Origin of the sequence: Aquabacterium fontiphilum, assembly GCF_009909205.1 — a bacterium.
Taxonomy (GTDB): Bacteria; Pseudomonadota; Gammaproteobacteria; order Burkholderiales; family Burkholderiaceae_C; genus Aquabacterium; species Aquabacterium fontiphilum.
Window position 1 is genome coordinate 144,742 of sequence record NZ_JAAAPN010000002.1, and the last position, 26,268, is coordinate 171,009.

General features: G+C 66.9%; 21 protein-coding genes. 5 read left to right on the forward strand and 16 right to left on the reverse strand.

Features of this window, described 5'->3' with window-relative positions; genetic code table 11:
• Window positions 1–42 precede the first annotated feature (42 nt).
• On the forward strand, window positions 43–1,845 hold the full coding sequence (gene ptsP, locus GTZ97_RS02730; RefSeq protein WP_161648987.1) for a phosphoenolpyruvate--protein phosphotransferase: 1,803 nt from the start codon (window positions 43–45) through the stop codon (window positions 1,843–1,845).
• A 12-nt stretch (window positions 1,846–1,857) separates the two neighbouring features.
• Here the strand turns inward: ptsP and GTZ97_RS02735 are convergent, their stop codons facing one another.
• Window positions 1,858–3,756 (reverse strand): ATP-binding cassette domain-containing protein, encoded by a 1,899-nt coding sequence (locus GTZ97_RS02735; RefSeq protein WP_161648988.1) that lies wholly within the window; start codon window positions 3,754–3,756, stop codon window positions 1,858–1,860.
• 134 nt (window positions 3,757–3,890) lie between these two features.
• Here GTZ97_RS02735 and GTZ97_RS02740 point away from each other — a divergent pair, with 134 nt between their 5' ends.
• Entirely contained in the window at window positions 3,891–5,903 is a 2,013-nt protein-coding gene (locus tag GTZ97_RS02740; protein WP_161648989.1) for a sensor histidine kinase, read from the forward strand.
• Complete coding sequence (locus GTZ97_RS02745; RefSeq protein WP_161648990.1) at window positions 5,900–6,625, forward strand: response regulator; 726 nt, start codon at window positions 5,900–5,902, stop codon at window positions 6,623–6,625. Before GTZ97_RS02740 ends, GTZ97_RS02745 begins: the two co-directional genes overlap by 4 nt.
• 6 nt (window positions 6,626–6,631) lie before the next feature.
• Here the strand turns inward: GTZ97_RS02745 and gshB are convergent, their stop codons facing one another.
• The 6 genes from gshB to GTZ97_RS02775 all read right to left on the reverse strand — a co-directional run bounded on the left by gshB (window position 6,632) and on the right by GTZ97_RS02775 (window position 13,962).
• Window positions 6,632–7,585 carry a glutathione synthase gene (gene gshB, locus GTZ97_RS02750; RefSeq protein WP_161648991.1) on the reverse strand — a complete coding sequence of 318 codons (954 nt, stop codon included), beginning with the start codon at window positions 7,583–7,585 and terminating at the stop codon, window positions 6,632–6,634.
• A gap of 3 nt (window positions 7,586–7,588) precedes the next feature.
• Window positions 7,589–8,806 carry a benzoate/H(+) symporter BenE family transporter gene (locus GTZ97_RS02755; RefSeq protein ID WP_161649172.1) on the reverse strand — a complete coding sequence of 406 codons (1,218 nt, stop codon included), beginning with the start codon at window positions 8,804–8,806 and terminating at the stop codon, window positions 7,589–7,591.
• Entirely contained in the window at window positions 8,803–10,665 is a 1,863-nt protein-coding gene (locus GTZ97_RS02760; protein WP_161648992.1) for a potassium transporter Kup, read from the reverse strand. The genes GTZ97_RS02755 and GTZ97_RS02760 overlap by 4 nt, the downstream gene beginning before the upstream one ends.
• Before the next feature lie 101 nt (window positions 10,666–10,766).
• Window positions 10,767–12,062, reverse strand: a complete 1,296-nt coding sequence (gene gshA / locus GTZ97_RS02765) for a glutamate--cysteine ligase (RefSeq protein WP_161648993.1) — start codon at window positions 12,060–12,062, stop codon at window positions 10,767–10,769.
• Window positions 12,063–12,167: 105 nt separating this feature from the next.
• A complete protein-coding gene (locus GTZ97_RS02770) occupies window positions 12,168–13,577 on the reverse strand; it encodes an ammonium transporter (RefSeq protein ID WP_161648994.1) in 1,410 nt (469 codons plus the stop codon).
• Between the two features lie 46 nt (window positions 13,578–13,623).
• A complete protein-coding gene (locus GTZ97_RS02775) occupies window positions 13,624–13,962 on the reverse strand; it encodes a P-II family nitrogen regulator (protein ID WP_161648995.1) in 339 nt (112 codons plus the stop codon).
• A gap of 276 nt (window positions 13,963–14,238) precedes the next feature.
• On the opposite strand from GTZ97_RS02775, the gene GTZ97_RS02780 reads away from it, so the two are divergent.
• Window positions 14,239–15,768, forward strand: a complete 1,530-nt coding sequence (locus tag GTZ97_RS02780) for a YifB family Mg chelatase-like AAA ATPase (protein ID WP_161648996.1) — start codon at window positions 14,239–14,241, stop codon at window positions 15,766–15,768.
• Between the two features lie 112 nt (window positions 15,769–15,880).
• The gene (locus GTZ97_RS02785; RefSeq protein ID WP_236650979.1) at window positions 15,881–16,465 is read left to right on the forward strand and encodes a copper chaperone PCu(A)C; all 585 of its coding nucleotides are present in this window, start codon (window positions 15,881–15,883) and stop codon (window positions 16,463–16,465) included.
• Between the two features lie 29 nt (window positions 16,466–16,494).
• On the opposite strand, the gene lapB is transcribed toward GTZ97_RS02785, so the two are convergent.
• The 9 genes from lapB to GTZ97_RS02830 form a co-directional block, all read right to left on the reverse strand.
• Window positions 16,495–17,652 carry a lipopolysaccharide assembly protein LapB gene (gene lapB, locus GTZ97_RS02790; protein ID WP_161648997.1) on the reverse strand — a complete coding sequence of 386 codons (1,158 nt, stop codon included), beginning with the start codon at window positions 17,650–17,652 and terminating at the stop codon, window positions 16,495–16,497.
• A 6-nt stretch (window positions 17,653–17,658) separates the two neighbouring features.
• Window positions 17,659–18,030, reverse strand: a complete 372-nt coding sequence (locus GTZ97_RS02795; protein ID WP_161648998.1) for a LapA family protein — start codon at window positions 18,028–18,030, stop codon at window positions 17,659–17,661.
• A 5-nt stretch (window positions 18,031–18,035) separates the two neighbouring features.
• Window positions 18,036–18,353, reverse strand: a complete 318-nt coding sequence (locus tag GTZ97_RS02800) for an integration host factor subunit beta (RefSeq protein WP_161648999.1) — start codon at window positions 18,351–18,353, stop codon at window positions 18,036–18,038.
• A 172-nt stretch (window positions 18,354–18,525) separates the two neighbouring features.
• Window positions 18,526–20,211 carry a 30S ribosomal protein S1 gene (rpsA, locus tag GTZ97_RS02805; RefSeq protein ID WP_161649000.1) on the reverse strand — a complete coding sequence of 562 codons (1,686 nt, stop codon included), beginning with the start codon at window positions 20,209–20,211 and terminating at the stop codon, window positions 18,526–18,528.
• 187 nt (window positions 20,212–20,398) lie between these two features.
• Window positions 20,399–22,444, reverse strand: coding sequence for a bifunctional 3-phosphoshikimate 1-carboxyvinyltransferase/cytidylate kinase (locus GTZ97_RS02810; RefSeq protein WP_161649001.1), 2,046 nt, complete (start codon window positions 22,442–22,444; stop codon window positions 20,399–20,401).
• Between the two features lie 36 nt (window positions 22,445–22,480).
• The gene (locus GTZ97_RS02815; protein WP_161649002.1) at window positions 22,481–23,362 is read right to left on the reverse strand and encodes a prephenate dehydrogenase; all 882 of its coding nucleotides are present in this window, start codon (window positions 23,360–23,362) and stop codon (window positions 22,481–22,483) included.
• Between the two features lie 4 nt (window positions 23,363–23,366).
• On the reverse strand, window positions 23,367–24,515 hold the full coding sequence (pheA, locus tag GTZ97_RS02820; protein WP_161649003.1) for a prephenate dehydratase: 1,149 nt from the start codon (window positions 24,513–24,515) through the stop codon (window positions 23,367–23,369).
• The gene (gene serC, locus GTZ97_RS02825) at window positions 24,508–25,626 is read right to left on the reverse strand and encodes a 3-phosphoserine/phosphohydroxythreonine transaminase (protein WP_161649004.1); all 1,119 of its coding nucleotides are present in this window, start codon (window positions 25,624–25,626) and stop codon (window positions 24,508–24,510) included. Before serC ends, pheA begins: the two co-directional genes overlap by 8 nt.
• A gap of 19 nt (window positions 25,627–25,645) precedes the next feature.
• Window positions 25,646–26,245, reverse strand: a complete 600-nt coding sequence (locus GTZ97_RS02830) for a DUF2059 domain-containing protein (protein ID WP_161649005.1) — start codon at window positions 26,243–26,245, stop codon at window positions 25,646–25,648.
• Window positions 26,246–26,268 lie beyond the last annotated feature (23 nt).

A 26,268-nucleotide genomic window follows, 5' to 3' on the forward strand; every position in this document is an offset into this window, starting at 1 on the left:
TCCGGACACCCACGCAGGGCGACGGCTGTTAGCATCCGGCATATGAGCATCCAGGTCTTCGGCTTGCCGGTATCGCGTGGTGTGGCCATTGGCCGCGCCGTGCTGGTTGCGTCCAGCCGGGTGGACGTGCCCCACGTCTTTGTCGATCCGCAGGACATCGACGACGAGGTGGCGCGGCTCGTGAGCGCCCGGGATCATGTCTCAGGCGAATTCGATGCACTCAAGCGCGACCTCCCTGCCGATGCGCCGGCCGAACTGGCTGCGCTGCTCGATGTCCACCAGATGCTGCTGCAGGACGAGGCGCTGATTGGCGCGGCGGCTGACTGGGTGCGCCAGCGCCACTACAACGCCGAGTGGGCGTTGTCTGCGCAACTCGAGGTGCTGGCCCGCCAGTTCGACGAGATGGAGGACGCCTACATCCGCGAGCGCAAGGCTGATCTGGAGCAGGTGGTCGAGCGGCTGTTGCGCCATCTTGCGCAAGGCGACGCAGCCCGCGCCCAGGACCCCCACCGCAACCCACGCGATTTCGGCGGCGAGGAGCCGCTCGTGCTGGTGGCCAGCGACATCGCACCGGCCGACATGCTGAACTTCAAGCGCAGCGTGTTCACGGGCTTCGTGACCGACGTGGGCGGCAAGACCTCGCACACGGCCATCGTGGCGCGCAGCATGGACATTCCGGCCGTGGTCGGGGCGCGGCAGGCCAGCAGCCTGATCCGTCAGGACGACTACATCATCGTGGACGGCGATGCCGGGCTGGTGATCGTCGATCCGTCGCCCATCGTGCTGGAGGAATACCGCTTCCGCCAGCGCCAGAGTGAGCTGGAGCGCAGCCGGCTGGCTCGCCTGCGCCACACGCCGGCCGTGACGCTGGACGGTGAGCGCGTCGAGCTGCTGGCCAACATCGAGATGCCCGAAGATGGCCAAGCCGCGCTGGAAGCTGGTGCGGTGGGCGTGGGCCTGTTCCGCAGCGAATTCCTGTTCATGAACCGCGGCGGCAACCTGCCCGACGAGGAAGAGCAGTACGACGCCTACCGGCGCGCCGTCGAGGCCATGAAGGGCATGCCAGTCACGATCCGTACGGTGGACATCGGCGCCGACAAGCCGCTGGAGGGCATGACCTCCAGCGAGCTGCGGCACGAGTCGGTGCTCAACCCGGCTCTGGGCCTGCGTGCCATTCGTTGGAGCCTGTCGGAGCCCAGCATGTTCCGCCGGCAGCTGCGTGCCCTGTTCCGCGCAGCCCACCACGGGCCGGTCAAGATCCTGATTCCGATGCTGGCCAGCCAGCGCGAGATTCGCCAGACGCTGGAAAACATCGCGCACGTGCAGCGCCAGTTGGCCGATTCGGGCAAGCCGTTCGGCAAGGTCGAGCTTGGGGCCATGATCGAGGTGCCGGCCGCTGCGCTGACGCTGCCCATCTTTCTGCGGCACTTCGATTTCGTGTCCATCGGCACGAATGACCTGATCCAGTACACGCTGGCCATCGATCGGGCCGACGAAGCCGTTGCCCACCTGTATGACCCGTGGCACCCGGCCGTGCTGCAGCTGATCGCCAGCACCATCACGCAGGCTCGCGCTGCCGGCAAAGGCGTGAGCGTGTGTGGCGAGATGGCGGGTGATCCGGCCTTTACCGAACTGTTGCTGGCCATGGGCTTGCGCAGTTTCTCGATGCACCCGACTCAGGTGGCCTCGGTCAAGCAGCGCGTGCTGCGGGCTGACACCCGGCGGCTGACCGGCCTGTTCGACGAGGTCATGGGATCGGACGATCCGGAGCAGGCCTGTGCCGATGCGCTGCGCGCCAGCACCGGCGGCGCGCCTGCGCCGACTCGCGCGCTGTCCATCGCCTGAGCGTGCAGCGAATCAGGCGCGGGTGCTCAGGGCTTCCCAGCGTTCCAGCAAGGTCATCAGCTCTTCGTCGATGGCCTGAACGCGCTCGTGCAGTTCCGCCACTTTGGCGCCTTCCTTGCGGTAGGCGTCCGGGTCGGCCAGCCGCGCGTTGAGCGCCTTCTGCTCGGTTTCCAGCGCGTCGATGCGCTCGGGCAGGGTGTCGAGCTCACGCTGTTCCTTGTAGCTGAGCTTGCGGGGCTTTGCGGCCGCCGGTGTGTCGGTGGTCGCCGGGGTCGGTGACACGGAGGGCGGTCGGACCGCCGCAGCGGCTGCGCCGCCATCGGAACGCGTGGCGAGCGCTTGCGCACGGCGCGACTGGGTCAGCCAGTCTTCCACGCTGCCTTCGTACTCGCGCCAGCGGCCATCGCCTTCGGCCACGATGGTGCTGGTGACCACGTTGTCCAGAAAGCGGCGGTCGTGGCTGACCAGGAACACCGTCCCGGGATAGTCGGCCAGCAGCTCTTCAAGCAGGTCGAGCGTGTCGATGTCGAGATCGTTGGTGGGTTCGTCCAGCACCAGCACATTGGCCGGTCGGGCGAACAGCCGCGCCAGCAGCAGCCGGTTGCGTTCTCCGCCGCTGAGTGTGCGCACCGGCGAATTGGCCCGCTGTGGCGAGAACAGGAAGTCGCCGAGATAGCCCATCACGTGCTTGCGCGTGCCGTTGATCTCGATCCACTCGCTGCCCGGGCTGATGAAGTCGGCCAGCGAGGCATCCAGATCGAGCTGGTCGCGCATCTGATCGAAGTAGGCCACCTGCAGGTTGGTGCCCTGCCGCACGGTGCCCGCATCGGGCTGCAGCTCGCCCAGGATCAGCTTGAGCAGCGTGGTCTTGCCGGCGCCGTTGGGGCCGATCAGGCCGACCTTGTCGCCGCGCAGGATGGTGGCACTGAAGTCCCGGACGATGACGCGTTCGCCAAAGCGTTTGCTGACCTGGTCGAGCTCGGCGACGATCTTGCCGCCGCGCTCACCCTGGGCCACTTCCAGCTTGGCGCGGCCCACGACGTCGCGGCGGGTGGCCCGGGCTTCGCGCAGGCCTTCCAGCCGCTTGATACGGGCCACGCTGCGCGTGCGGCGGGCCTCCACGCCCTTGCGGATCCAGATCTCTTCCTGCGCCAGCAGCTTGTCGAAACGGGCGTTGGCCAGGCTTTCGTCGTGCAACTGCTGGGCCTTGAGCTGTTCGTAGGCCGCGAAGTTGCCGGGGTAGCTGCGCAGCACGCCCCGGTCGAGTTCGACGATGCGGGTGCACACGGCATCCAGAAACGCGCGGTCGTGCGAGATCAGCATCACCGTGCCTTTGAAGCCCTGCAGCAGGTCTTCGAGCCAGGCGATCGCATCCAGATCGAGGTGGTTGGTGGGCTCGTCGAGCAGCAGCACATCGGGCGCGGCCACGAGCGCGCGAGCCAGGGCGACGCGCTTGCGCGTGCCGCCCGAAAGCCCATCGATGCGCAGGCTGGCATCCAGCCGCAGGCGCTGCAGCGTTTCGTCGACGCGCTGCTCCCAGTTCCAGCCATTGCGTGCCTCGATGGCGGTCTGCAGCGCGTCCAGATCTTCACCGGGTGCGTGGGCTTCAAAGCGCATGCGCAAGGCCTTCACGTCAGCCAGCCCGTCGCTGACGGCATCGAACACCGTGGCGCCGTCGGCAAAGGTAGGCTCTTGCGGGACGTACTCGAGGCGCAGACCGGCCTGACGCTGGATGTCGCCGTCGTCGGGCTTCTCAAGGCCGGCCACGATCTTCAGCAGCGATGACTTGCCCGTGCCGTTGCGGCCGATCAGCCCGACACGCTCGCCCGGCTCCAGCGCCAGATCGGTGTGGTCGAGCAGGGCCACGTGGCCGAAAGCCAGGCAGGCGCGAGAGAGGGTGAGCAAAGCCATGTCGCAATGTGAAAATTTCGCCGAAAGCAGCGCGGGTTGGCCGCCATTGTCGCGCCGAACCGCGGGCTGACCGGTTTCGTCCCCATCGGCTCGGGGGGCTGACCACCGAGGTCGAAGCGGCGACAATGCGCGCCATGTGTGCGTGGTGGGCTCTCTCCTTGCCACGGTGGCGACGGGCTGCGCGCGGTGGGGCCTGGTGCATGGCCGTGCTGTGCTGCTTGTGGCTCGTGGTCACATGGCCGGTGGCTGTGTACGCCCACGTGCATCCCCAGCCGGACGCCAGCGTTCACGCCAGTGCACACCCCCACGCGCCTGCGCCAGCGGCCCACGGTGCAGCGGCGCTCAGCCCGGCGGTCCGTGTGCCGGTGTCGGGCGTGTCGGTGCTCGGCGAGGCCTGCGTGGTCGTCGGCGCCGGCGGGCGGCCACCCGATGTCGAGGCTCCGTGGTTGCACACCCGGCTGCCGCATGAGTGGGAGCAGACCCATCCCGGTTATCGCGGCACCATGTGGTATCGCTTTCGCGTCCGCCTGGATCAGGTGCCCACGGACACCTGGGCGGTCTATCTGCCACGTGCGGTGATGAATGCCCAGGTATGGGTCAATGGGGTGGCCATGGCCTACACCGGTTCCATGGTCGAGCCCGTCACGCGCAACTGGTATGTGCCCCTGCTGGTGAACGTCCCGTCGAGCGCGTGGCAGCCGGGCGAGAACACCATTTACGTGCGCGTGGCCAGCGGCTACGTGAGCCGCCACGGGCTCGCACCCATCGAGATCGGGCCGGCCGCGCTGCTGGCCGAACGGCAGGGACAGCGTCGATGGGTGCAGGCCGACGGCGTGCTTGTGGCCAATATCGGCCTGTTCGCGCTCGGCATCGTGATGGCCATCGTCTGGCTGCGCGACCGCGAGCAGCTGCCCACCGGCTACATCAGCGCTGCGGCTCTGATGTGGAGTCTGGGAACGACGGTCATGGTCACGCCCAACCCCCTCACCCCGCTGGTGTTGTGGGAGAACCTGGCGTTCTTCCTGGTGGCCTGGTCACTCTTGATGATCTGCCTGTACTACCACCGCTATCCGGGTGGGCGGGTGGTGTGGCCCGAGCGCGTGGCGCAACTGATGATCGTGGTGGCGCCTGCCGCCGCGTTGCTGGCGCCTTCTGCACGCACCATGGGCCTGATCTTTGCGGTGATCTACGTGCTGGCCCTGTCCGGTTTTGCGCGTGCCGCTGCCCACATCGTGCGCCATCGCATCAAAGATGGGCTGTGGCTGCTGCTGGGCACGGTGCTGATGATCGGAGCGGCCACGCACGATGTGGCCATCCAGCTGGGCTGGGCCGCGTTTGATGCCGTCTACGTGCTGCCCTTCATCGCGCCCCTGAACGTGTGCTGCATCTTCATCACCTTGGCTGGCGACTACAGCCGTTCACGGCGGGCCTTGCGTGAGCTGAACCGCACGCTGACGGCCCGTGTGGCGCAGCGCGAGCGCGAACTGCGTGACAGCTTTGCGCGCCTGGCGGCCATGGAGCGGGCCCAGGCCGTGTCGGCCGAGCGCAGCCGCATTCTCAAGGACATGCACGACGGCGTTGGCGCCCATTTGAGTTCTGCACTTCGGCAGCTCCAGTCATCGACCGGCGAGCCGGTTGATTTGCCGCTGGTGACGCAGACGTTGCGCGATTCGCTCGACCAGCTCAAGCTGTCCATCGATGCCATGCATCTGCAGCCCGGTGATGTGGTCGGCCTGCTGGCCAGCTTGCGCTTCCGCATGACGCCGCGCCTGAAGGCCGCCGGCATCGAACTGGTGTGGGATGTGCCCGAGCTGGCCGCCTGGCCGCTGGGTACGCCCCCCGTCCTGCGCCACTTGCAGTACATCCTCTTCGAAGGTCTGTCGAACGTGTTGCAGCATTCGGGCGCCACGCGGCTGGTGCTGACGGCGAGGCTGGAGGGAGGGTTGCTGGACCTCAGCCTGATCGACAACGGCAGCGGCTTGACGGACGAGCATCCGCGCGGGCAAGGGCTTCAGAGCATGGTGGGGCGGGCGGCCGTGATCGGTGCGCGTCTGACTTTCCTGCGCCCTGCGCAGGGGGGGCTGGAGCTGAGGTTGACGCTGCCGTGGCAGGCCAGCGACTGGCGTGGTTTATCCTCGGCGGCATGACGGACGTTTCCGCAAGCGCCTGGCGCGTGGTGGTGGTCGAGGACAATGCGCACACGCGCCACTTCCTCGAGCAGTGCGTGCTGGCTCATCCGCGACTGCAGTTGGCTGCCTCATTTGGCACCCTGGCGCCGGCGCGTGCCTGGTTTGCAAGGCAGGGTGCCGATCTGCTGCTGGTCGATCTGGGTCTTCCGGATGGAAGTGGGCTGGATCTGATGCACCTCGTGCGCCGCCATTGGCCAGCCTGCGACATGCTGGTCGTGTCGATGTTCGGTGACGAAGAGAACGTCGTGGCGAGCATCGAGGCGGGTGCCGTGGGTTACGTGCACAAGGATGACGAGGCGACGGACATCGCCGAGACGCTGTTGGCGGTCAAGCGCGGTGCGTCGCCCATCTCGCCCATGATCGCACGCCATCTGCTGCGCCGCATGCAGCCGAGGGCGGGCGACAGCCCGCCGGCCACGCCCCGCAGCGAGCCGGCGTCCGGTCCATCGGTCCCCGCACTTGGCGTCACGCTCAGTCCGCGCGAACAGGAGGTGCTGGGCTACATCGCGCGGGGGTTCTCGTACGCCGAGATTGCACGCCAGCAGGGCATCACCGTCCACACGGTGCAGACCTACATCAAGAAGCTCTACGGCAAGCTGGCGGTGCATTCGCGCAGTGAAGCTGTCTATGAGGCCAGTCGCCTGGGCTTGCTTGGTCAGTTGGGCACCCGCCCGGACTGAACCGGTTCAGCTTGCGGCGGCGGCGGCCGCTTCCAGCGCGTCCACAAATCGCTGCGCCACGTTGAAGCCCGTCTGATCGGTGATCTCCTGGAAACAGGTCGGGCTGGTCACGTTGATTTCGGTCAGCCGGTCGCCGATGATGTCCAGCCCCACCAGCAGCAGGCCGCGCGCAGCCAGGATGGGGCCGAGGTGCATGGCGATCGCGCGGTCGGCCTCGCCCAGCGGCTGGGCCACACCTTTGCCGCCTGCCGCCAGGTTGCCGCGCACTTCGCCACCCTGCGGGATGCGGGCCAGCGCGTAGGGCACCGGTTCGCCATTGATCAGCAGCACGCGCTTGTCGCCCTCCGCAATGGCGGGCAGAAAGGCCTGCACCATGATGGTCTGTTGCCCGTCGTGCGTGAGGGTCTCGGCGATGCTGCCCAGGTTCAGCCCGTCGTCCTTCACGCGGAAGATGCCCATGCCCCCCATGCCATCCAGCGGCTTGAGGATGATGTCGCGATGCTGGTCGTGGAAGGCGCGGATGGCCGCGATCTCGCGCGTGACCAGCGTGGGCGCGATGTGTTCGGGAAACTCCATGATGGCCAGCTTCTCCGGGTGGGCGCGCAGCGCCTCGGGCCGGTTGAAGACCCGGGCACCCTCGCGCTCGGCCTGGGTGAGCAGGTGGGTCGCGTAAAGGTACTCCGCATCGAACGGTGGATCTTTGCGCATCAGCACGGCATCGGTCTGACACAGCGCCAGTTCGGTGGCGTCCATCTCGTCATACCAGTCGTGCGCGTCGCCTGTCAGCTGGATGCGGCGTGCCCGCGTGCTCACCTGGCTGCCGCGCCGCCAAACCAGCTCACGCGGCTCGCAAGCCCACAGTTCGTGGCCCCGGGTGGCCGCCTCGCGCATCATCGCGAAGGTGCTGTCCTTGTGGGTTTTGAAGGTGTCGAGCGGGTCAGCAATAAAGAGCAGCTTCATGGTTCACGGGGTGTCGGTCGGCTCGTTGTGCCGGGCCCGATAGTGTTCCACGAACAGCGTCAGCGCGCCGGCCACCAGCCCCCAGAAGGCCGAGCCCACGCCGAGCAGCGTCACGCCCGACAGCGTGACCAGAAACGTCACGATGGCCGCCTCGCGCGTGGCAGGCGCCGCCAGCGAGGTGGCCAGGCCGTTGGCGATCGTGCCCAGCAGGGCCAGACCGGCCACGCCCATGATCAGCTCGGCCGGAAAGGCTGCCAGAAGGCCGGCCACGGCCCCGCCCAGCAGGGCCATCATCAGGTAGAACACGCCTGCCCAGACGGCTGCGGTGTAGCGGCGCGCCGGGTCGGCATGGGCGTGCGGGTTGAGCACGATGGCCGCCGTGATGGCAGCCAGATTGAAGGCGTAGCCGCCAAAGGGCGCCAGCAGCACAGTGACGAGGCCCGACCAGCTCATCAAAGCGGACACCGGCGGGGTGTAGCCCATCACGCGGATGGCTGACACGCCGGGCACGGCCTGCGAGGCCATGGTCACGATGAACAGCGGCAGCCCCATGCCGAGCACGGCCTGCCAGGACCAAGCCGGTGTGATCCATACCGGCTGCGCGAACTGCACGCTCATCTGGGAGGTGTCCAGCAGGCCTTGCCATGCTGCCACCGCGGTGCCACACACGAGGACGCCCAGCACCGCGTAACGCGGCCACAGCCGCTTGCCCGCGAGGTAGATCAGCAGCATGCTGATGACCAGCGTGGGCTGCGCCGTGGCGCCAGCGAACGACAGCAGCGCAAACTTGGCGAGGATGCCCGCCAGCAGGCTGGCAGCCAGCGCCAGCGGGATGCGGTCCATGACGCGTGCAAACCAGCCTGTCACCCCGCTGAGCCACATCAACACGCCACACACGAGAAACGCGCCCACGGCCTCGTTGAGGCTCACGCCCGTGGCCGCACTCGCTATGACGGCGGCCCCGGGTGTGGACCAGGTCACGAGCACGGGGATACGGGTCCACAGCGACAGCCCGATGGACGCCAGCCCCATGCCCAGCCCCAGCGCGAAGACCCACGAGGTGACCTGATCGGGCGTGCCCCCCAGCGAGCGGGCGGCGTGAAAGATCAGGGCAATCGTGCTGGTGAAGCCCACCAGTGTGGCCACGAAGCCCGCCGCCACCGCCGCGGGCGAGGTGTCGCGCGCGACGGCAGCCCAGGCGGTCGCGGCACGCTGGGTCAGAGCTCCACCTTCGAGCCCAGTTCCACGACGCGGTTGGTCGGCAGGCTCAGGAAGTCCGCGATGCCGGCGGCATTGCGGTGCATGCTGGCAAACAGCTTCTCTCGCCACGGCGCCATGCCGCGCCCGATCGACGGGATCACGATGTCACGCGAGAGGAAGTAGCTGGTTTCCATCTCGTCGATCTGGATGCCCTGGTGCTTGAGCAGCTTCAAAGCCTCGGGGACATCGGGCTCGTTCTTGAAGCCGAAGTGCAGCATGATCTGCCAGCAGTTGTGGCCCAGCGATTCGACCTCGACGCGCTTGTCGAAGCCGATCCACGGCACCTCGTGCGATTTCACGGTCACGAACAGGTTCTGCTGGTGCAGCACCTTGTTGTGTTTGAGGTTGTGCAGCAGCGCGTTGGGCGTGGTGCCCGCGTCGGCGTTCAGAAAGACGGCCGTGCCGCTGACGCGCTGGGGCGGGCTGATGAACACGGCCTCCAGGAAAGGCTTGAGCTCGATCGCGTCCGAGCGCAGGCGCTCGCTGAGCAGATGGCGCCCGTCACGCCAGGTCATCATCAGCGTGAACATGATGGCGCCGATCATCAGCGGGAACCAGCCGCCGTCGGCGATCTTCAGCACGTTGGCCGAGAAGAACAGCAGGTCGATCACGAAGAAGAAGCCGGTGGCCAGAATGCACAGGGGCAGGGCCATCTTCCAGGCGTAGCGAATCACGAAGAAGGTCATGATCGTCGTGATCAGCATGTCGATCGTGACCGTGATGCCGTAGGCGGCGGCCAGCTTGGAGCTTGAGCCGAAGAACACCACCGCCAGCACGATACAGCCGTACAGCGTCCAGTTCACGAATGGGATGTAGACCTGGCCCGTTTCATTGACCGAGGTGTGCAGCAGCCGCAGGCGGGGCATGTAACCCAGTTGTACCACCTGCTTGGTGACCGAGAAAGCCGCCGAGATCAGCGCCTGCGAAGCGATCACCGTGGCGCAAGTGGCCAGCCCCACCAGCGGGTACAGGCCCCAGCGGGGCGCCATCTCGTAGAACGGGTTGCCCACGTTCTCGGGGTGGGCCAGCAGCATGGCGCCTTGCCCGAAGTAGTTGAGCACCAAAGCCGGCATGACCAGGCCGAACCAGGCCAGGCGGATGGGCTTCTTGCCGAAATGGCCCATGTCGGCATACAGGGCCTCGGCCCCGGTGGCGCACAGGATGATGGCGCCCAGCGACAGAAAGGCCAGGCCCGGGTGATCCAGGATGAAGCCCAGTGCCATGTGCGGGCTCATCGCCACCAGCACCGCCGGGTTGCGGCTGATGTGGATCAGGCCCAGCACGGCCAGCACCAAGAACCACAGCAGCGTGATCGGTCCGAAGAACTTGCCGATGCCGCCCGTGCCGTGCTTCTGGACCACGAAGAGGGCGGTCAGCACCACCAGCGTGACAGGCACCACGAAGCGCTCCAGACCGGGCGCAGCCACTTCCAGGCCCTCGACGGCCGACAACACCGAGATGGCCGGGGTGATGACCCCATCGCCGAAGAAGATCGCCGTGCCGAAGATGCCCAGCGCCAGCAGGCGATTGCGCATGGCCGGCTTGTCCTTCACGGCCGTGGAGGCCAGCGCCAGCATGGCCACCAGACCGCCTTCGCCGTTGTTGTCAGCGCGGAGGATCAACGTGACGTATTTCAGCGACACGATGACCGTCAGCGTCCAGAACATCAGCGACAGGATGCCCAGGATGTTCTCGGGGGTCAGCGGCAGCCGGCCGTGCGCGAACACCTCCTTGAACGCGTACAGGGGGCTGGTTCCGATGTCGCCGTAGACGACGCCAATGGCCCCCAGGGTCAAGGCGGCCAACTGCTTGCCGCGCATGGAAGCTTGTTCGGGGTGCTGCACAGATCAGGGAGCGAGTCGGTGAGGTCGCCATTTTGCGCCTGTTCGGCGCACTTTCCGGGCGAACCCGTGTCCTCGCCTCAGGTGTAGGTTTCGGCGTCCGGGTCGGTCGCTTCCAGTTCGTAGCTCGCGGCCAGCATCGCCAGTCGCGCAATCACCCCGTACATGTAGAAGCGGTTGGGGGCGCTGGCGCCAGGCTTCACGCCCGGACGGGGCAACTGGCTGGGTTCGGCAAAAGCCAGCGGCACAAAGCTCGACCCCGGGGCGTTGAGGTTCTCGTCGATGCCGCGCTCGGCGTGCACGCGGTAGAAGCCGCCCACCACATATCGGTCGATCATGTAGACGACCGGCTCGGCCACGGCATCGTTGATCTGCTCGTAGGTGGGCACGCCTTCCTGGATGAGCACCTTGCTGACCTCCTGGCCGTCCTTGACCACCGACATCTTGTTCCGGGTGCGCCGGTTGAGGTCCACCATGTCCTTGGCGTCGCGCACGGTCATGATGCCCATGCCGTAGGTGCCGTTGTCGGCCTTGACGACGACGAACGGCTTCTCGTTGATGCCGTATTCCTTGTACTTGCGGCGCACCTTGTTGAGCATGGCATCGACCTGGCTCTGCAGGCAGTCCATGCCGGTGCCTTGCTGGAAGTCGACTTCGTCGCAGACGGCGTACATTGGGTTGATCAGCCAGGGGTCCATGCCCATGAGCTTGGCGAACTTCTTGGCCACCTCTTCGTAGGCAGAGAAGTGCTGGCTCTTGCGGCGCACGGCCCAGCCCGCGTGCAGCGGTGGCAGCAGGTATTGCTCATGCAGCCCGCGCAGCACATCGGGGATGCCGGCCGACAGGTCGTTGTTGAGCAGGATGGTGCAGGGGTCAAAGTGCTTGAGGCCCAGGCGGTGGCGCGTGCGAATCAGCGGCTCCAGCGTCAGCGTGCTGCCATCGGGCAGGCTGAGGTCGGTGGGCTCGGTGATGGTCTCGTCCAGCGTGCCCAGGCGCACGTTCAGGCCCGCCAGCGTGAAGATCTGCATCAGGCGCGCCACGTTCATCAGATAGAACGTGTTGCGGGTGTGCCGCTCGGGTATGAGCAGCAGGTTCTTGGCCTCGGGGCAGATCTTCTCGATCGCGGCCATCGCGGCCTGCACGGCCAGCGGCATCATTTCCTGCGTCAGGTTGTTGAAGCCGCCGGGGTACAGGTTCGTGTCGACGGGGGCCAGCTTGAAGCCGGCGTTGCGCAGGTCGACCGAGGTGTAGAACGGTGGGGTGTGCTCCATCCACTCCAGGCGGAACCAGCGTTCGATGGCCGGCATGGATTCGAGCAGGCGCTGCTCCAGCTCGTTGATCGGGCCGGTCAGCGCGGTGATGAGATGAGGAACCATGGACGCATTTGCAGACGTTGAGCCCCCATTCTAGGGAAAGCCCAAGAAAAAGGCCGCCCGAAGGCGGCCTTCCCGTGACGCATGGGGCGTCAACTCATCATGGCATCACTTGTGATAGGCGGTTTCGCCGTGCGAGGTGATGTCCAGACCTTCACGCTCTTCTTCTTCCGACACGCGCAGGCCAATCACCAGGTCGACGATCTTGTAGGCGATGGCGGCCACCACACCCGACCAGATGATGGTGATCACGACACCTTCAGCCTGGATCAGCAGCTGCGAGGCGATCGAGAAGTCTTCGGCACCCGTGCCACCCAGGCCGGGGGCTGCGAACACACCGGTCAGCAGTGCGCCGACGATGCCGCCCACGCCGTGAACACCGAACACGTCCAGCGAGTCGTCTGCGCCCAGCATCTTCTTCAGACCGGACACGCCCCACAGGCACAGGAAGCCCGAAGCCAGACCGATCACGATGCCGCCCATCGGGCCCACCGAGCCGCAAGCCGGGGTGATGGCGACCAGACCAGCCACGGCACCCGAGGCCGCACCCAGCATCGACGCCTTGCCCTTGAGCAGCGACTCACCCACACACCAGGCCAGCACGGCTGCGGCAGTGGCCATCAGCGTGTTGATGAAGGCCAGGGTCGCGCCACCGTTGGATTCCAGGTTGGAGCCAGCGTTGAAGCCGAACCAGCCCACCCACAGCAGCGAGGCGCCCACCATGGTCAGCGTCAGCGAGTGCGGAGTGAAGGCTTCCTTGCCGTAGCCAATGCGCTTGCCCACCATGTAGGCGCCCACCAGGCCCGCCACCGCAGCGTTGATGTGCACCACGGTGCCGCCGGCGAAGTCCAGCGCGCCCTTGTCCAGCAGGTAGCCGCCAGCGCCCCACACCATGTGGGCGATCGGCAGGTAGCTGAAGGTGAACCACAGCACCGAGAACAGCATGACGGCACCGAACTTGATGCGCTCGGCGAACGAGCCGACGATCAGCGCGCAGGTGATGCCTGCGAAGGTGCACTGGAAGGCGATGAAGATGAACTCGGGGATCTTCACGTTGTCGGTGAAGGTGTCGGCCAGCGAGTCGACCGTGACGCCGCTCAGGAAGACCTTGGACAGGTCACCGATGATCAGGCCTTCGCCGCCGAATGCAAGGCTGTAGCCATAGACGGCCCACAGCACCGAGATCAGCGAGAAGACCACCATCACCTGCATCAGCACCGACAGCATGTTCTTGCTGCGCACCAGGCCACCGTAGAACAGCGCCAGGCCGGGGATCACCATCAGGATGACCAGCAGGGTGGAGACCATCATCCAGGCCACGTCACCCTTGTCGACGGTCGGCGCGGCTTCGGTGGTGGCTGCCAGGGCTTCCCCAGCTGGCGACTCTGTAGCAACGGCTTCGACGGCGGGGGCCGACACGGCTTCGGGAGCGGATGCCTCGGCGTCCTGGGCGAAGGATGTGCCCATCCAGCCGAAAGCCGCGAGCCCCACTGCGATGGACGCAAGGAGTTTTCTCATGAAATGCCTCTTGTAAGGTTCAGTCTAGAAACGGAGGTGGGGGCGGTCAGAGCGCGTCCTTGCCGGTTTCGCCGGTCCGGATGCGGATGACCTGCTCGAGTGCGGTCACGAAGATCTTGCCGTCGCCGATCTTGCCGGTGCGGGCCGACGCTTCGATGGCTTCGACAACCCGGTCGACGATGGCTTCATCGACGGCCGCTTCGATTTTGACCTTGGGCAGGAAATCGACCACGTACTCCGCGCCACGGTACAGCTCGGTGTGGCCTTTCTGGCGGCCGAAGCCTTTGACTTCGGTCACGGTGATGCCCTGCACGCCGATGGCAGAGAGGGCCTCACGCACTTCATCAAGCTTGAAGGGCTTGACGATGGCGGTCACCATTTTCATGGTTGTATCTCCGGTGAGGTTGGCAAAAAACTGGACCCACAGTTCACTGCATGAAGCGTGCCAGCGCGCCAATCTGGGGAGCAGTGCTGCCGCCGGCGCAGCGGCCGCACCGCTCGGGGGCTTGGCAGATGCCTTGCACAACCTTGGTGCCGCTGGTCGTGCTCGATCTTTTCATGATCCGGTTTGCACCGTATTGGTGCAAACGAGGTGCGGGCACTGGCCACTCGCCCCACTGGGGGAAGCGGGGCGGGCCCTCGGTTGCTAGCATGTGCCGCCATGTCGCTTGCCATCATCCGCAGCCGGGCCCTGGACGGGCTGTCCGCGCCCGAAGTCACCGTTGAAGTGCATCTGGCTAATGGCCTGCCGGCGTTCACGCTGGTGGGGCTAGCCGATACCGAGGTCAAGGAGGCACGCGAGCGCGTGCGCGCGGCGCTGAGCAACTGCGGGCTGTCTTTTCCCTACAACCAGCGGGTCACCGTCAGCCTCGCGCCGGCCGATCTGCCCAAGGAGTCCGGCCGTTTCGACCTGCCGATTGCGTTGGGCATCCTCGCCGCAATGGGCGAGCTCGACACGGGTCGCTTGCAGGGCCTGGTGTTCGCCGGCGAGTTGTCGCTTGGCGGCGCCCTGCGGCCTGTACGGGGTGCCTTGCCCATGGCCCTGGCCATGGCGCGCGAGTCTGGCGTCACGGCCGGCCTGGTGCTGCCGCATGACAGCGCGGTCGAAGCAGCGCTGGTGGAGGGCGTGTCAGTCTATGGCGCATCTCACCTGGCCGACGTGGTTGCGGCTCTGCGCCCGGACGCGGCGGCCCAGGGCGCCGAACTGGTGCGCATCGAGACGGCCGGCGCGGCGCCGCCTGGGCGGCGGGATGCACCATGCTGGCGCGACGTCAAGGGGCAGTCTGCGGCCAAGCGGGCGCTCGAGGTGGCGGCTGCAGGTGGCCATTCTGCCTTGCTGGTCGGGCCGCCTGGTACGGGCAAGTCCATGCTGGCCCAGCGCTTTGCCGGGCTGCTGCCCCCGCTGACGCAGGACGAGGCGCTCGAATCGGCCGCTGTGCTTAGCCTGGCGGGGCAGTTCGAGGCCGACCGCTGGCGTCGCCGGGTGTCGCGGGCCCCGCATCACTCGGCCTCGGCTGCGGCGCTGGTGGGGGGCGGCGTGCCCCCGCGCCCCGGCGAGATCTCGCTGGCACACCACGGTGTGCTGTTTCTCGACGAACTGCCCGAGTTCCCGCGTCCGGCGCTCGAAGCCTTGCGCGAGCCGCTGGAAACCGGTCACATCGCCATTGTGCGGGCCGCACGCCGGCAGACCTTTCCGGCGCGGTTCCAGCTGCTCGCAGCCATGAACCCCTGTCCTTGCGGCCACCATGGCAACCCGCTGCGCCTGTGCCGCTGCACGCCCGAACAGATTGCCCGCTACCAGGGGCGCTTGAGCGGGCCTTTGCTGGACCGCATCGACGTGCAGGTCGAGGTGCCCGCGGTGCCCCCGGAGGTGCTGCAGGCCGCGGCCGAGGGCGATGCGACCGAGGTGGTGGCGGCAAGGGTGGCGGACGCCCAGGCACGGCAACGTGCCCGCCAGGGGCGCTTGAATGCCCAGCTGGGCGGCGCTGAACTGGATGCCCAGCTCGATGCCGCGCCCGAGGCGGCCCGGCTGCTGGCGGCGGCCTGCCAGCGTCTGGGGTGGTCCGGCCGTGCTTACCACCGCGCAGCCCGTCTGGCGCGCACGGTGGCCGATCTGGCCGGGGCCGAGGGGATGACGGCTGCGCACATGGCAGAGGCCATCCAGTACAGACGCGGTCTGCCGGGGGGCTGAGTGGGAGTTCGTGCGGCAGGACGGGGCGGCGGGCAGCCCTCGGGCCGCGCTTGAACTAGACTGGTGCGCGATTCGGCCTGCGTTGTGCGGGCCCCTTCTCCGGAGACCCCTTATGTCCACTGATCTCGTTCGCCGTTCCCTGGTCTGGCCCGCCGTGATGGCGGCGTGTGCGATGGTGCTGGTGTCGGCGCCTGCGCGCGGGGGGGCGGCCACCAAACCGGCGGCGACCAGTACCCCGGCCGTACAGGTCGAAGGCGCCTGGGTGCGAGCCACTGTGAAAGGACAGACCGCCACGGGCGGATTCATGACTTTGCGCGCCAGCCGAGACCTGACCCTTGTGGGCTTCAGCAGCGATGCCGCGACCGACACTGAGCTGCATGAGATGGCCATGGACGGCTCGGTGATGCGCATGCGCGCCGTCGAGCGGTTGCCGCTGCCGGCGGGCAAGGCCGTCGTGCTCAAGCCGGGTGGTCACCACCTGATGCTGATGGGACTGAAACAGCCACTGACAGCGGGCAGCGAGGTTCGGGTGGAGCTGCACCTCGAGGACGCTTCTGGTGCGCATGTGCAGCAGGCTGTGACCCTGCCCGTGCGCGCGGGGCAGGGCTCAGCGGGCATGAAGGGAGGGGCCGAGCCTGCGGCCCAACCCAAGGGGCCGGGCGCCGGCATAGGCGGCGGGCATCACCACCATCACTGACACGCGCAGCTCGCGGCTGCGAAGCCGCCTCAGTGTTCTTCCAGGCGGCGCGGTGGGTAGGTGTCCCAGCCGTGGCAGCCTGGGCATTGCCAGAAGTGGTGCTGGCTTTCGAAGCCACAGGCCGCGCAGCGGTAGCGTTGCAACGGCTTGGCGGCTGTGGCCAGCGCCTGCTGCAGCCGCTCGATCTCGGGTTCGTCCAGCGGCACATGTGTGAGCAGCCGCTCGCGGATCAGGTCCTGCGCAGCCGACAACGAAGGTTGCTGCGCGATGTGCGTCATGATGGCTTGGCGACGCTGGGCAGGGTCATCCTGCAGGCTGTTCATGGCCGACAGCACGGCCACCGAGGGGGCCCGCTCGTACAGGGCCGCCAGACGAGTGCGGGCCTCCTGCACCTGCCCGAGAATCTGGGCGCATTGGGCGTAGTCCTTGGCCACCAATGAGAATGCGGCTGGCTGAAGGGCCATCAGCTCGTCCCATACCTGCATGGCCCCGGCATGGCGTTGCTGACGCAGCAGCCGTTGGCCCTGCATGACCAGCGGACGAGCTGCCTGCGGTGCGGCCTCGCGTGCGCGGTCCAGCGCCTGCTGCGCCTCTTCGTCGCGCCCGCGGGCATCGGCCTCCTGGGCGATCTCGCACCAGTGGTGAGCCATGCGCTGCGAAAACGAACCGGTGCCGCCCGACTCCAGCTGCCGAGCCACGTCGATGGCGGGATGCCAGTTGCGCGAGCGCTCGTACAGTGACAGCAGCGCCAGCCGCGCATCGGTCGCGAAGGCAGTGCCCTCCAGGGCCTTGAAGGCTTCCTCGGCCCGGTCGAACAGGCCCGCCTTCATGAAATCCTGAGCCAGGGCATGTTGGGCGCGTTCGCGCGCCTCGCGCTGCAGGTCGCCGCGTGCCAGCAGATGCTGGTGAACGCGGATGGCGCGTTCGTACTCGCCGCGACGGCGAAACAGGTTGCCCAGCGCGAAGTGCAGGTCAGCCGCCTGCGGGTCGTGCTGCACGGCTTCGATGAAGGCGTCGATGGCCTTGTCCTGTTGCTCGTTGAGCAGCAGGTTCAGCCCCTTGAAGTAGGCCTGGGGCGAGGCCGCGTCATCGCGCTTGAGTTGGCGCAGATCGAGCCGTGAAGCCACCCAGCCAAAAAAGAAGGCGGCCGGCAGCGCCAGCAGCAGCCATTGGTAATCGAAGTCCATCGGGTGTCAGCGGGCCGGTTTGCGCGGCGCGGGCATATCGGGCGGGAAGGGCAGCTCCGCGGGCGCCTCGGCGGTGGTCGGCGAGGCCGTCAAGCCTGCAGCGGACTCCCCCGTCGTGGCGTCAGCCGGTGCCACCGGCTCGGGCAGCAACAGGTCGCGCTGGCGTGCGCCGCGGCGATGGCGCCACCAGCTTGGCAACATGGCCAGCACCCCGGTCACGCAGCCCAATGCGAACACGATGAGCACCACGAACACCATGGGCGCCTGCCAGCGGTAGCCCAGGAACCAGCGTACCTCCACCAGATGCTGGTTGTTCAGAGCGAAGGCAAACAGCAACAGAAAGAGGGCTGCGCGCCACAACCAGTTCAGCGAGCGCATGCGTCTCAGTCTTCCTGGCCAGAGGCCGCTGCAGTGGGCGGGGCGTCGCGGTCGACGCCTTCGCGCAAGGCCTTGCCCGGCTTGAAGTGGGGTACCAGCTTCTCGGGAATGAGCACCTGCTCGCCCGAGCGGGGGTTGCGTCCCATGCGGGGCGGGCGCCGGTTGATCGAGAAACTGCCGAAGCCGCGGATCTCGATGCGGTGGCCGCGTGCCAGCGCATCGGACATGGCATCCAGAATGGTCTTGACCGCGAACTCGGCGTCGCGCTGGGTCAACTGGCCAAAGCGTTCGGCCAGTCTGGCCACGAGATCGGATCGGGTCATGTCAGGACGTGGACGGTCTTCGGCGGAGAGAAGGAAGCACAGGGGAGGCTGGGATGAGCATCGGCATCTGCAGAGAATGCCACGCTCATCGCAGCCCCCGCCTGCACCGGACCCGAAGGCCCGGGTGCGGCGGGGCATGCGTCTCGAGGAACCTCGAGACGCGGAGCCGGGATCAACCGTTGTTCTGGTCGAGCTTGGCCTTCAGCAGGGCGCCCAGGCTGGTGGTGCCGGAGCCTTCCTTGGTGGTGTCGGCGCGCAGCGACTGCAGGGCTTCCTGCTGCTCTGCGTTGTCCTTGGCCTTGATCGACAGCTGGATCGAACGCGACTTGCGGTCGATGTTGACGATCAGGGCGGTGACTTCGTCGCCTTCCTTCAGCACGTTGCGTGCGTCTTCCACACGGTCAGTGCTGATTTCCGAAGCACGCAGGTAGCCGGTGATGTCATCGGCCAGCTGGATCTCGGCGCCCTTGGCATCCACGGTCTTGACGGTGCCGGTGACGGAGGCGCCACGGTCGTTCAGGGTCGTGAAGTTGGTGAAGGGATCGGAATCCAGTTGCTTGATGCCCAGCGAGATGCGCTCACGCTCGACGTCAATGCCCAGCACGATGGCTTCGACTTCCTGCCCCTTCTTGTAGTTGCGCACGGCGGCTTCGCCCGGCTCGTTCCAGGACAGGTCGGACAGGTGCACCAGGCCGTCGATGCCGGCAGCCAGGCCCACGAACACGCCGAAGTCGGTGATGGACTTGATGGGGCCCTTGACCTTGTCGCCACGGTTGAAGTTCTGAGCGAACTCTTCCCAGGGGTTCGGCTTGCACTGCTTCATGCCCAGCGAGATGCGACGCTTGTCTTCGTCGATTTCCAGGACCATGACTTCCACTTCGTCGCCCAGGTTGACAACCTTGTTGGGGGCCACGTTCTTGTTGGTCCAGTCCATCTCAGACACGTGCACCAGGCCTTCGATGCCCGGTTCGATCTCGACGAAGGCACCGTAGTCAGCGATGTTGGTGACCTTGCCGAACAGACGGGTGCCGGCGGGGTAACGGCGCGACACGCCCACCCACGGATCGTCGCCCATCTGCTTCAGACCCAGCGACACGCGGTTCTTCTCGGCGTCGAACTTCAGGACCTTGGCAGTCAGCTCTTGACCGACCGTCACCACTTCGCTCGGGTGACGGACACGGCGCCAGGCCATGTCGGTGATGTGCAGCAGGCCGTCGATGCCGCCCAGATCCACGAATGCGCCGTACTCGGTGATGTTCTTCACCACGCCGTTCACGATCGCGCCTTCGCGCAGGGTCTCCATCAGCTTGGCACGCTCTTCGCCCATCGAGGCTTCAACCACAGCACGGCGCGACAGCACGACGTTGTTGCGCTTGCGGTCGAGCTTGATGACCTTGAACTCCATGGTCTTGCCCTCGAACGGCGACATGTCCTTGACAGGACGCGTGTCGAGCAGCGAGCCGGGCAGGAAGGCACGGATGCCGTTGACCAGAACGGTCAGGCCGCCCTTGACCTTGCCATTGACGGTACCGGTCACGAAGTCGCCAGACTCCAGTGCGGTTTCCAGCGACAGCCACGAGGCCAGGCGCTTGGCCTTGTCGCGCGACAGGATGGTGTCGCCGTAGCCGTTTTCGATGGCGTCCACGGCCACCGACACGAAGTCGCCCACTTGGACTTCGATCTCGCCCTGGTCGTTGCGGAATTCGTCGATGGGCACATAGGCCTCGGACTTCAGGCCGGCGTTGACCACCACGAAGTTGTGGTCGACGGCCACCACCTCAGCGGTGATGACTTCGCCGGTGCGCATGTTGGCGCGCTGCAGCGACTCTTCAAAAAGGGCGGCAAAAGATTCAGACATGGAGTTTCCTGTGCTGGGGTGAACCAGCGAAAACGCTCGGGCCGACAGGAACGACCAGAACGGGTTGGGTTGAAGAACATGACGCCCGAGCCGACGAGGAGCCGGCCTGATCGCTCACACCCCTGCCTGGCAGCAGGGGCCGGAAGCCACAGCCCTGTGAAACGGCCTGGAAGTGGCGCCCGCCGGTTCAGTGGCGAACGATCACGTGGGGCCAGCCCTCGACCCACCAGCCCAGCACCGTGTTGACCGATTCGTCAATGCTCAGCGCCGAGTTGTCGAGTTTGTGGGCATCTGCAGCAGGCATGAGCGGGGCGACTGCGCGGGTACGGTCCCGCAGATCGCGCGCTTCAAGATCTGCGCAAATCTCTTCTAGGGTAGCAGAAAACCCTTTGGAAATCAATTGCTTATGGCGTCGTTCAGCCCGCTGGGCCACCGAGGCGGTCAGAAAGACTTTCAGCGCCGCATCGGGGAAGACGACCGTGCCCATGTCGCGACCGTCGGCCACGAGGCCGGGCAGGCCGCGAAAGCCCAGCTGCAGGTCCATCAAGGCCTGGCGTACCGCCGGGTGGGCTGAGATGCGCGAAGCAGCCTGGCCGACCTCTTCTTGGCGCAGGTCGAGGCTGACATCGCGCTGGTCCACCCAGATGTGCTCGCCGTCGAAGCGCAGGCGCACGCTGTCGCCCAGTTGGCGGGCCAGTTGTTCCAGCGCCTGCGTGTCGTCCAGATCGACCTCATTTTCGATCGCCAGCAGCGCCGTGATGCGGTAGAGCGAGCCCGAGTCCAGAAACTGGTAGCCCAGCCGGGTGGCGAGTGCGCTGGCCAGGGTGCCCTTGCCCGAGGCGGTGGGGCCGTCGACCGTGATCACCGGGATCCAGTCCGGACGGGTTTCGGCCACCTTGAACAGGCACTCGAAGTAATCCGGGAAGGTCTTGCCCACACAGCGCGGGTCTTCGATGCGCACCGACACGGGGCGGCTCGGCTCGGCCGTGGGCGCCAGCGGGTTGAACGCCGCCAACGAGAAGCACATCGCCATGCGGTGGTCGTCGTAGGTGTGGATGCTGGCATGTTGCCACCGGCCCGCCTCGGGGGGCGTGACCTCGATGAAGTCTTCGCCTTCCACCACCGTGGCGCCCAGCTTGCGCAGCTCGCAGGCCATCGCGGCAATGCGGTCGGTTTCCTTCACGCGCCAGCTGGCGATGTTGCGCAGCCGGGTCGTGCCGTGGGTGTACAGGCCCATGACGGCCAGCGTCATCGCGGCATCCGGGATGTGGTTGCAGTCCAGGTCAATGGCCTGAAGCGGCCAACTGCCGCGGCTGACCTCGATCCAGTTCGGGCCGCTGCGCACGGCTGCACCCATGGCCTGGGCGGCTTCCAGGAAGCGGATGTCGCCCTGGATGGAGTCGCCCCCCACGCCTTCGATGCGCACGGGCTGTTCGGCGCCGGCAATGGCGCCTGCGGCGATGAAGTAGGAAGCCGACGAGGCATCGGCCTCGACGTGGATCACGCCAGGCGAGCGGTAGGCGCTGCCTTGCGGAATGGTGAAGCGCGACCAGCCCTCGCGTTGGACCTGGATGCCGAAGCGCGCCAACAGGTTGAGCGTGATGTCGATGTAGGGCTTGGAGATCAACTCGCCGACCACCTCGATCACCAGCGGCTGATGTTGCGACACCAGGGGCAGGGCCAGCAGCAGGGCCGTGAGGAACTGGCTGGAGACATCACCACGCACCTGGATGGGTTGGCGGAGGTTCAGCGTGCCGCCAGCCAGCCGCAGCGGCGGGTAGCCCTCGTTGCCAGTGCATTCAATGGCGCAGCCCAGCGGGCGCAGGGCGTCGACCAGGTCGCCAATGGGCCGCTCGTGCATGCGGGGCACACCACTGAGCGTGAACACGCCGCCTTGCGTGGCCGACAGCAGCGCCAGGGCTGCGGTCAGCGGGCGCATGGCCGTGCCGGCGTTGCCCAGAAACAGGTCCGCTTCCATGGCCTTGAGCCGGCCGCCCAGGCCCTCGATGTGGACGGTGTCGCCCGACTGCTGGATGTCGCAGCCCAGTGCGCGCAGCGCCTCCAGCATCACCCGGGTGTCGTCCGAGGCCAGCAGGTCGTGCACGATCGTGGTGCCCTGGCTGAGGCCGGCCAGCAGCAGCACACGGTTGGAGATGCTTTTGGAGCCCGGCAGGCGCACGGTGCCCCCGGCCTGCAGCAGCGGGGGGAGGTCAAGAAACGCGGTGGTGTACATGGAAGAGGTCGTTCGCGGCGAGAAGGGGCGGCGCCATCAGCGCGTGGCCCCGGGTTTGCCGCCCAGCGTCCACTGGCTGCGCGCGTCCGAGGCCGACTGGATGTGCTCCTGCAGCGCAGGGCCGTTCCAGTCCCGCATCTGCCGCTCCATCTGCTCCAGCGCATGACGGAACGCCTCGGATTGTTTCAGGATTTCTTCCCGGTTGGACAGCAGGATGTCACGCCAGACGGTCGGATCGCTGGCGGCGATGCGCGTGAAATCGCGAAAGCCCGGGCCCGCCAGCGAGAGGTACTCCTGACCGCGGGGCTGTTCGCCCATCGCGTTCATGTAGGCGAACGCCAGCAGGTGAGGCAGGTGGCTGACGGCGGCAAACGCAGCATCGTGGTGCTCGGGCGTCATCTTGAGCACCTGGCAGCCCACGGCCGCCCAGGCGTCGGTGGCCTTCTGCACCAGCGCCGCGTCGGTCTGGGGCAGGGGGGTGAGGATGACCTTGCGCCCCTGGTAGAGCGTGGCATCGGCATGCTCGATGCCCGCGACCTCGCGGCCAGCAATCGGATGGGCTGGCACGAACGACGGCAGCCGCTCCTTCAGCACGCGGCGGGCGGCATCGACCACATCCCGCTTGGTCGAGCCCACGTCCATGAACAGCACGCCCGGGTCCACCAGGTGGCGAATGGCCTTGAAGGTGTTCTCGCTGGCGGCCACGGGGACGGCGATCAGCACGATGTCGGAGCCCGAGACGGCCAGCAGGGCCGATTCGGCCATCACATCGATCACGCCCAGTCGGCGCGCTTTCTCGACGGTGGAGGGCGACTTGCTGTAGCCCACGACGCGGCGCACCATGCCGGCCTTCTTGAGGGCAAGCGCAAACGAGCCACCCATCAGGCCGCAGCCGATCAATCCGAGCTGGTTGAACATGGTGTCAGAGCGGGTCTACCGGAAAGGTGCCCAGCACCTTCACGAAACTGCACAGCTGGCGCAACTCGTCGACGGCCGCCGCCACGGGCGCCTCGTCCAGATGACCGGCCAGGTCGATGAAAAAGACATACTCCCACTGGCCGGAGCGTGCCGGGCGGGATTCGAAGCGCGTCATGGACACACCATGGCGCTTGAGCGGGGCCAGGAGGTCGTGCACCGCGCCCGGCCGGTTGTCGACCGAGACGATCAGACTGGTGCAGTCATGGCCGGTGGGCCGAGACGGCACATGCTGCTCCGGTCGCGTCAGCACCACGAACAGCGTGCGGTTGTGGGCCTCGTCCTGCACGGCGCGCTGCACCACATGCAGCCCAAAGATCGAGGCGGCGCGCTCGCTGGCCAGAGCGGCCACCGACGGGTCGGCCGCCGCCAGACGGGCCCCCTCGGCGTTGCTGGCCACGGGCCGGCGCTCGGCATGCGGCAGGTGCTGGCTCAGCCAGTTCTGGCATTGGGCCAGGGCCTGCGGATGGGCGCACACGGCGGTGATGCCCTCGCGCTCTGGGCTCAGACGCAGCAGGTTGTGGGTGACCAGCAGGCTGGTTTCACCGACGATGGTCAGTGGCGACTGCAGCAGCAGATCGAGCGAGCGGGCCACCACGCCTTCGGTTGAGTTCTCGACCGGTGCGACCCCGAAATCGGCTGAACCCGACAGGGTGGCGCGGAAGACCTCGTCGATGTTGGCGCAGGCAATCGCCTCGATCGACGAGCCGAAATACTTCAGCGCCGCCTGCTCACTGAAGGTGCCGACCGGCCCGAGGAAGGCCACACGCTGGCGCGCTTCCAGGGCCCGGCAGGCCGACATGATCTCGCGCCAGATGGGCGCAATGCTGTCGTTGAGCACCGGGCCGGGGTTGGCCGCCTTGACGCGCTCGATCACCTGGGCCTCGCGGTCGGGGCGAAACACGGGCGAGCCGTCGATCTTCTTGACCTCACCCACGGCGTGGGCGAGTTGCGCCCGCTCATTGAGCAGCGCCAGCAGTTGCTGGTCGACCGCATCAATGCGTACGCGCAGGTCGGCCAGCTGGGCGTCGACCGGCCGGTCGTCGGGCTGGTAAGGCTGCGAAGGCAGCGGAGAGGGCTGGTGCGCGTCAGCCATGGGTGGCGGCGAAGTGCTTCATGTAGGCGATCAGGGCCTCGACGCCCGCCACTGGCATGGCGTTGTACAGCGAGGCGCGCATGCCACCCACGCTCTTGTGCCCCTTGAGTTGCAGCAGGCCTTCGGCCTTGGCACCCGTCAGGAAGGCATCGTTGCGCGATTCGTCCAGCAGGAAGAAGGGGATGTTCATGCGCGAGCGGCCCTCGCGCGCGACCTTGTTGACGTAGAAACCCGAGTTGTCGATGTAGTCGTACAGCATGCCGGCGCGGCGGATGGCGCGCGCTTCCATGGCCGCCAAGCCTGTGACCGGGCCTTCGGGCGTCGGTTCGGTCTGGCGCAGGATCCACTGGAACACCAGCCCGGCGATGTACCAGGCGTAGGTGGGGGGCGTGTTGTACATCGAGCCGTTGTCGGCCACCGTCTGGTAGTTGAACGCAGAGGGCGTGATCGGCAGGGCCTGGCCCAGCAGGTCGTCGCGGACGATGACCAGCGTCAGACCGGAGGGGCCGATGTTCTTCTGTGCGCCGCCATAGGCCACGCTCACGCGCGACCAGTCGATCGGGCGCGACAGGATGTGCGACGAGCAGTCGATGACCAGCGGGGCGGTCGAGCCCAGCGCAGCCAGGTCGGGCAGCGTGTGCATCTCGACGCCGTGGATGGTCTCGTTGCTGCACACATGCACGTAGGCGGCGTTGTCCGACAGCTGCCAGCTCGAAGGGGACGGCAGGCGGGTGTGCTGGTCGGCCTCGTTGCTGGCCGCCACGTGCACATCGCAGTACTTGCGCGCTTCCTTGGCAGACTTTTGCGACCACGAGCCGGTGACCACGTAGTCGGCTCGGCCGCCACGCGACAGGTTCATCGGCAGGATGGCGTTCTCGGCGATGGCGCCGCCCTGCATGAACAGCACCTTGAAGTTCGCCGGGATGGCCAGCAGCGACCGCAGATCGGCTTCGGCCTGCTCGGCAATCGAGATGAACTCCTTGCCACGGTGGCTCATCTCCATGACGCCCATGCCGCAGCCGCGCCAGTCCAGCATCTCGGCGGCGGCCTGCTGCAGGACTTCTTGCGGCAAGGTGGCCGGACCGGCAGAGAAATTGAACGGACGGGTCATGCGACTGCGCAGTGCTTGTTTACTTCTTGGCGGCCGGCTTGGCTGCCGGCTTGGCGGCTGGTTCGTTGCCGCTCAGCTTGCCGCCGGTGGCCTTGTCCAGGATGTTGCGGATGTTGGTCTCAGCCGTCTGCAGGCGCGGTTGCACCTGCGGGCGGGCGTCGGCCACGACCTTCTCCAGCATCGCGTTGCTCATTTCGGGCAGGGCGGCCTGGTACTTCTTCAGCACCGGCGACTCCAGCATGGTCACCAGTTGCTTGAGCTCTTCTTCTGTGAAGCGCTCATCGAGCATGGGGGCCAGCGTGGTCTGGCTCAGCTTGTTGGCGCTGGCGCGCACGGCCGGTACGGCGGCGTCCAGGTACCTCTTGATCTCGGCGTCGACCTGCTTGGCCACGGCCTCGCGCTGGTCTTCCGGCACGGCTTGCGCCATGATCTGGCGCACGCTGGCGGCGATCTGCACAGCGGGGCGCTCGGCCACGTTGCGCGACATCTCTTCCAGCGCGGGCTGTTGCAGCGCCAGGATCTTCTGAACATCGGCCTTTTTGTCAGCGTGTGCCGACAGCGAGGTGGCCATCAGCGTGGCGGTCAGGGCGGCGGCGAGGGTGTGCTTGGTCAGGTTCATGTGAAGTCCTTGCGTCCTAGTTG

Excerpts from the sequence above, each read along its gene's own strand:
- GTZ97_RS02745 (WP_161648990.1), top strand. The coding sequence starts at position 5,900 with ATGACGGACGTTTCCGCAAGCGCCTGGCGCGTGGTGGTGGTCGAGGAC.
- lapB (WP_161648997.1), bottom strand. The coding sequence starts at position 17,652 with ATGGACTTCGATTACCAATGGCTGCTGCTGGCGCTGCCGGCCGCCTTC.
- gshA (WP_161648993.1), bottom strand. The coding sequence starts at position 12,062 with ATGGTTCCTCATCTCATCACCGCGCTGACCGGCCCGATCAACGAGCTG.
- ptsP (WP_161648987.1), top strand. The coding sequence starts at position 43 with ATGAGCATCCAGGTCTTCGGCTTGCCGGTATCGCGTGGTGTGGCCATT.
- GTZ97_RS02785 (WP_236650979.1), top strand. The coding sequence starts at position 15,881 with ATGTCCACTGATCTCGTTCGCCGTTCCCTGGTCTGGCCCGCCGTGATG.
- GTZ97_RS02770 (WP_161648994.1), bottom strand. The coding sequence starts at position 13,577 with ATGAGAAAACTCCTTGCGTCCATCGCAGTGGGGCTCGCGGCTTTCGGC.
- GTZ97_RS02795 (WP_161648998.1), bottom strand. The coding sequence starts at position 18,030 with ATGCGCTCGCTGAACTGGTTGTGGCGCGCAGCCCTCTTTCTGTTGCTG.
- GTZ97_RS02800 (WP_161648999.1), bottom strand. The coding sequence starts at position 18,353 with ATGACCCGATCCGATCTCGTGGCCAGACTGGCCGAACGCTTTGGCCAG.
- pheA (WP_161649003.1), bottom strand. The coding sequence starts at position 24,515 with ATGGCTGACGCGCACCAGCCCTCTCCGCTGCCTTCGCAGCCTTACCAG.
- GTZ97_RS02830 (WP_161649005.1), bottom strand. The coding sequence starts at position 26,245 with ATGAACCTGACCAAGCACACCCTCGCCGCCGCCCTGACCGCCACGCTG.
- GTZ97_RS02810 (WP_161649001.1), bottom strand. The coding sequence starts at position 22,444 with ATGTACACCACCGCGTTTCTTGACCTCCCCCCGCTGCTGCAGGCCGGG.
- GTZ97_RS02735 (WP_161648988.1), bottom strand. The coding sequence starts at position 3,756 with ATGGCTTTGCTCACCCTCTCTCGCGCCTGCCTGGCTTTCGGCCACGTG.
- serC (WP_161649004.1), bottom strand. The coding sequence starts at position 25,626 with ATGACCCGTCCGTTCAATTTCTCTGCCGGTCCGGCCACCTTGCCGCAA.
- rpsA (WP_161649000.1), bottom strand. The coding sequence starts at position 20,211 with ATGTCTGAATCTTTTGCCGCCCTTTTTGAAGAGTCGCTGCAGCGCGCC.
- GTZ97_RS02740 (WP_161648989.1), top strand. The coding sequence starts at position 3,891 with ATGTGTGCGTGGTGGGCTCTCTCCTTGCCACGGTGGCGACGGGCTGCG.
- GTZ97_RS02760 (WP_161648992.1), bottom strand. The coding sequence starts at position 10,665 with ATGCGCGGCAAGCAGTTGGCCGCCTTGACCCTGGGGGCCATTGGCGTC.
- GTZ97_RS02815 (WP_161649002.1), bottom strand. The coding sequence starts at position 23,362 with ATGTTCAACCAGCTCGGATTGATCGGCTGCGGCCTGATGGGTGGCTCG.
- GTZ97_RS02780 (WP_161648996.1), top strand. The coding sequence starts at position 14,239 with ATGTCGCTTGCCATCATCCGCAGCCGGGCCCTGGACGGGCTGTCCGCG.
- GTZ97_RS02775 (WP_161648995.1), bottom strand. The coding sequence starts at position 13,962 with ATGAAAATGGTGACCGCCATCGTCAAGCCCTTCAAGCTTGATGAAGTG.
- gshB (WP_161648991.1), bottom strand. The coding sequence starts at position 7,585 with ATGAAGCTGCTCTTTATTGCTGACCCGCTCGACACCTTCAAAACCCAC.